The sequence below is a fragment of the Kaistella pullorum genome (assembly GCF_014837035.1).
GTDB lineage: Bacteria > Bacteroidota > Bacteroidia > Flavobacteriales > Weeksellaceae > Kaistella > Kaistella rhinocerotis.
Window position 1 is genome coordinate 1 of sequence record NZ_JACSPS010000010.1, and the last position, 5,134, is coordinate 5,134.

The 5,134-nt window shown below is 31.8% G+C and carries 7 protein-coding genes; all 7 read left to right on the forward strand.

Features of this window, described 5'->3' with window-relative positions; genetic code table 11:
* The coding region (locus tag H9628_RS11640; RefSeq protein ID WP_251834311.1) for a hypothetical protein at positions 1–1,034 on the forward strand (1,034 nt) is incomplete at its 5' end.
* Between the two features lie 172 nt (positions 1,035–1,206).
* Complete coding sequence (locus H9628_RS11645; protein ID WP_251834312.1) at positions 1,207–1,773, forward strand: hypothetical protein; 567 nt, start codon at positions 1,207–1,209, stop codon at positions 1,771–1,773.
* A gap of 175 nt (positions 1,774–1,948) precedes the next feature.
* Positions 1,949–2,560, forward strand: a complete 612-nt coding sequence (locus H9628_RS11650) for a hypothetical protein (RefSeq protein ID WP_251834313.1) — start codon at positions 1,949–1,951, stop codon at positions 2,558–2,560.
* 175 nt (positions 2,561–2,735) lie between these two features.
* A complete protein-coding gene (locus H9628_RS11655; protein WP_251834314.1) occupies positions 2,736–3,407 on the forward strand; it encodes a hypothetical protein in 672 nt (223 codons plus the stop codon).
* Positions 3,408–3,641: 234 nt separating this feature from the next.
* The gene (locus H9628_RS11660; RefSeq protein ID WP_251834315.1) at positions 3,642–4,277 is read left to right on the forward strand and encodes a hypothetical protein; all 636 of its coding nucleotides are present in this window, start codon (positions 3,642–3,644) and stop codon (positions 4,275–4,277) included.
* Entirely contained in the window at positions 4,274–4,423 is a 150-nt protein-coding gene (locus H9628_RS11665; protein WP_251834316.1) for a hypothetical protein, read from the forward strand. Before H9628_RS11660 ends, H9628_RS11665 begins: the two co-directional genes overlap by 4 nt.
* A 37-nt stretch (positions 4,424–4,460) precedes the next feature.
* Positions 4,461–4,943 carry a hypothetical protein gene (locus H9628_RS11670; RefSeq protein ID WP_251834317.1) on the forward strand — a complete coding sequence of 161 codons (483 nt, stop codon included), beginning with the start codon at positions 4,461–4,463 and terminating at the stop codon, positions 4,941–4,943.
* The last annotated feature ends 191 nt before the right edge of the window (positions 4,944–5,134 follow it).

A 5,134-nucleotide genomic window follows, 5' to 3' on the forward strand; every position in this document is an offset into this window, starting at 1 on the left:
CGCTAAGTTTAAAGTCCGGATTTTGTACGGAGATCTGGGGCAGCAGCCGCAACCCTCCATATACGCCGGACGTTAGCAGCTATATTAAACGACATCGTACTTACACAAGACAAATGAGAGATAATAAACCACTTGAACAAGAAGCTTTAAGTTGTGCGACTTTTAAAGTATCAAAATATGGCTATAAATTTAGTCATCCCAACTTTGACAAAAATGGTGGAGACTTTTTTATAGAAGAAGAATTAGCAGACGGTTTACATAAAATAATAACTTGTCAATCTAAAGGACGAAATATTACGGACAACAATTCAAATGTAAAAATTCATACAAGTTATGTAAAGGATAGTTTTCTGCTTTTCCTTTATCTCAAAGATGATAACTATGACAATGATGACACACTATTTATTTTTACTAAAGAAGATATTCAGAAATGGCAAATTAGAAGTGATAACTTCTACTTAAATATCCCGAAAAATTCGCTTGATACTTCAATTTTTACAAGCAAGAAATTTGATAAAGTTAATTCTAAAAAAATTACAGACATTTTAAACGACATTGACGCTTTTATAAAAGTAGAGTATAAAACAATAACAAATTTAAATACACTTGATAGTCTATTAGACTTATGGAAGAATCTTGGAAGTTTGCCAGATGTTAATCTAACAAAACAATTACTTGATGATTTTGATAATTATCCTTACATAAACATAGAACAATTCATCTTTTTATTATGCATCACAATTCACAATGAAGAAAGCTTAGAATTTCACAATTCTATTGATTGGGCTTTCGAATATCTAAAGTTTTATAATGATTCGCCACCGAATGAATATATTTTCGACTTTAAAACTCAAAAAACAACATATCCAGCCTTTATGGTTACTTATAACAAGACCTATTTAGAATACATAGAAGATGAAATTGAAAAAGGGTTTAAGTTGCAGATTGGGGATATTGAAGAATACTTTGAATGTTATCTGTTTCAAAGTGGTGAATATTTCCTGAGATATGCAAAAACTGGAAAGAACATATAATTGAAGAAATACAGCTGCTAACAAGGGTTTGCAATAGTGGGGCGAAACTGCAAAGGTCAACGGTAGTTCTCCGATTGAACTTTACTGCAAAATTGAAGATTTGTGCTTCGATTGCCCCACCATCGCAAAGCCCCGAAACGTTAGCAGCAAGTTTATCCAAAATCCCGCAAAAATGAAAAAAATATTAAGTTTTCTTGTTCTGAATTTCTGCGTTTTTGCTTTTTGCCAAAATTTGAATTTGAAAAATCCAATTTCTAAAGATTTCGAACTTCCGCAAAAAATGAAAACAAATGATATTGCAATTATTTATGAAACTAACGGAGGTTGGTCTGCATATGATTATGTAAATTATTATTTTATTAGCAGTAACGGAATCTTAGATTCATACTCTGAAGAAAAACCAAAAGCATATCTAAAAAATGAGAAATTAAAAAGAACTGTAAAAAAGATTAAACTCACTCAAGATAGAAAAGAAAAAATTATTCAACTTATCAAATCAAAACAACTTTCCGATTTATTAAAGTATAATCAAGAAGATTTCAAAATAAAAGTTAATGAAAATATACCACCACCTTGTTATATTTCTGATGTAAATGGGTATAAACTTACTTTCATTCAAAATAATAAACAGAACACTTATGATTATTATGCTCCAAAATATATGTATGAAAAATGTCCTCACAAAACCATTAACAAAGCTGTGCTGAAAAAATTTATTGATGTTCTTGATTTATTTTGAAATAAAAAACCTGCTGCTAACAAGGGTTTGGCAATAGCGGGCAGAAAGTCATCAGTTCACATTTTGCGCTTCGGTTGTAATTTGTATTTTAGTTGAAAGTTTCGGCTTCGATTTGCCCGCCATCGCCAAGCCCCGAAACGTTAGCCGTAATTTTAAAAAATAGACGGTGAAAATTTTGAATCTTATATTATTCATTCCAATATTTTTATTCTCACAACAAGATAATGATTGGAGTTTTTATATGCGTAAGGCCTTGGACGATATAAAAAAAGAAGATTTTAAATCTGCTAAAATAAATTTGGAAAAATCTATTGAATTAGACTCTAAAAATCCTGCACCATACTATTTCAAAGGCTTTTCGGAGATAATTATGAATCAAGAAGAGCAGGGTTGCAAATCCTTAATTGAATCAATTTATTTGAATTTTAACCACGCAAAACAATTATATGCTGAAAAATGCCTTCGCTTCAATCCTAAATTAAATATTCAAAATTTTCGAACTGGTAAGTATGAACTGATGTTTTTAGATAATAGTTTCTACAAATATGAAATTGAACGAAAAAATGACATTCAGTTTGAAAAATATGAAGGAAAAATTTATAGTGGAAAACTAGTTTGGCTGGGAGATGGAGATTATACAATTATCGCTGATGAGAAAACAGAAAAAGAATTGGATAAAAATCCAAAATTTTACACAAGAGTTCTAAAAATTGAAGGTGATGAATACCTATACATAAAAATTGAAGAAAATCAAGTTGCGTATGGAATTATTAAAAAACTGCAATAAAAACTACGGCTAACAAGGGTTTGGCAATAGCGGGCGGAAAGTTTTCAATTGAAGATTTGTACTTCGGTAGAAAATTGTATGTTAGTTGAAAGTTTCGGCTTCGAAATGCCCGCCATCGCCAAGCCCCGGAACGTTGTACGCAATCTTAGAGAAAAACATATTAAAAACAAAGTGTATGAAACGAAATTTACTATTTATTTTCCTAATTCTGTCAACTTTTTCCTATGGACAAGGACGAAAATTTTTAAAAGACAAAATTAGAGAATGGGGCGAATGCAAAAATGTAGCAATGACTCTAACAGGTGGAGATATTGCTCTAAAAGGTAAAAATGGATGGGCTGCATCAGGAGTTCCAAAATCATTAACAAATAAATTATCTTCTCTAAACGAAAATAACGAACTGATTGACGACATTGTGCTCACTGAAAACGGTCGTTGGCTAATTTTATGGGGAAATAATGGAATAAGTTCGTATGGTACACCAACTTCATTAGATAGTAAATTAACTGAATGGAATGACAATGGAGAAATGATTTACTCAATAACTTTTAATGATAATGGAGATTGGGTTGTGATAAGTAAAACAAAATTTTCAGCGTCAAGTAGCAAAATAATTGATTGGATAAGCGAAGGCGAACAAAAATACGGTGAATTATGGGCAGCAAGTATCACAAATACAGGACTTGTGGTTGTATATGAAAGAGGGTATAAGTTTTTGGGGGATGTTCCCTCATCATTAAAAAACAAATTAGATGAAACAAAACTAAATGTATTTAGACTGAAATTTTTATCAGACGGAGCATACTTTATTGCAGATTTTGCCGGGAATTATGCTTATTACTTCTAAAAAAAAACTGCGTACAACAAGATATTTCTACAAGCGGGCAGGAAGTTTTCACTTGAAGATTTGAGCGATTAATAAAGATTTAAGCAAGTATAAAGACTTCGTATTTTCAGCCCGCCTGCAGAAATACCCAACCGTTATATGCCACTTTATGACGACAGAACAATACGATATAAAAACTAATATCAATATCGGGCAAGAGATTTTTGAGAACATACCTAACGACATTAGACCAGGTTGGGCAGGACTTTTTTGTCTCGTTTTGACCATTACATAAAAAACATTCCGACTTCAATTAGTGAACTATATCAAATCATAGACGACAAAGACCGTTGGAAAGAAGCACACGAACAATTCACCAAAATCAGAGTGTTTGGACTTGAAAATAAAAACTACAAGCCAGAAAATTATTTGAGACTTGCAGAACTTGTTGCAAAAGTAACTTACAATGCTTCAGGCGAACCAGCACCGTTTGACAGCGACAGCGGACACTATATTGCAAGTTTGGCTCTTAAAGCGACAGAATATTTTGACGACAATAGACTTGAAGAAGAAGAAGTGAAATCTACAATTCTATTATTCAATCGCAACAAGAAGTTCAAAGACAATTTAACAGCAGCCAAAGACTTTCTGCTTTACAAAAAAATTGACGACATACTTTGGTTTGACTGGGACCCAATTGGCATTAACGACATTGCACCAAGAGACGAATATCAAGGTTACGTTCCTGAAATCTTCGGACTTGTAAAAGCAAAAGCAGACAGACAAGAAATTGCTAACAGACTTCACAAACTTGAAATGGAAAATATGGGAATGAGTGGAACAATTGAAAACTGTTTGACCATTGCGGACAAAATACTGAAAGCACAATGACAGAAAGAAAAGCGGCATATAACAGCACCTACAAGAAATTGGCGGTTCAGTGGTTAAATGAAGCTTTGCGCTTCGTATCAAGTTTAGTGCTGGTTGATAGTTTTGTACTCCGAAACCCGCCCGAACGCAAAGCCCGAAAACGTTAGCAGAAATTTTAAAACGACTGTGTTCAAAAAACGAAATATGAAATTTATACTTCCGATCCTATTTATCTTTTTAAATTTCACGAAATTAAATTCTCAAACTAAAATTATAACTGAAAATTTAATCAATGAGATTATTTCTGATCAGCCATATTTAGGTCTTGTACTAAACCCAAAAAGTTTTATACCAGAATTAAATAATGAATTAAAAAAAGATGAGAATTTCAAATACACTATGAAAGAAGTTAATGAAAAGGATTTCAATCTATATTTCGACAAATCTCATAGATCAAAAATACTGGATTGGCGAGAATATAATATAAAATCCGTAAAATATTCGCCATCAAAATATACTCTGCAAATTTCTACACCTCTTTTTATTAAAAACAATACAGAAGTGCTATTTCAAATTAAAACTGAATTTTCAAATTCGTTTCAAATATACAAATGCTTAAAAAATAAATGTAGTTTATCTTACTCTTTTGGGAATAAAATTATCCCAATACAAAATAAAATCAAATAAAAACTTCTGCTAACAAGGTATTTCTACAAGCGGGTATGAAGTTTTTCATCGAAGATTTTAGCGGTTAATTAAGATTTTAGCAAGTAGAAAGTTTTCGTATTTTTATCCCGCCTGCAGAAATACCCAACCGTTATAAGCCATTTTAATGACAACCATCGATACCAAAAGACATATCGAAATTAACGAAGGCT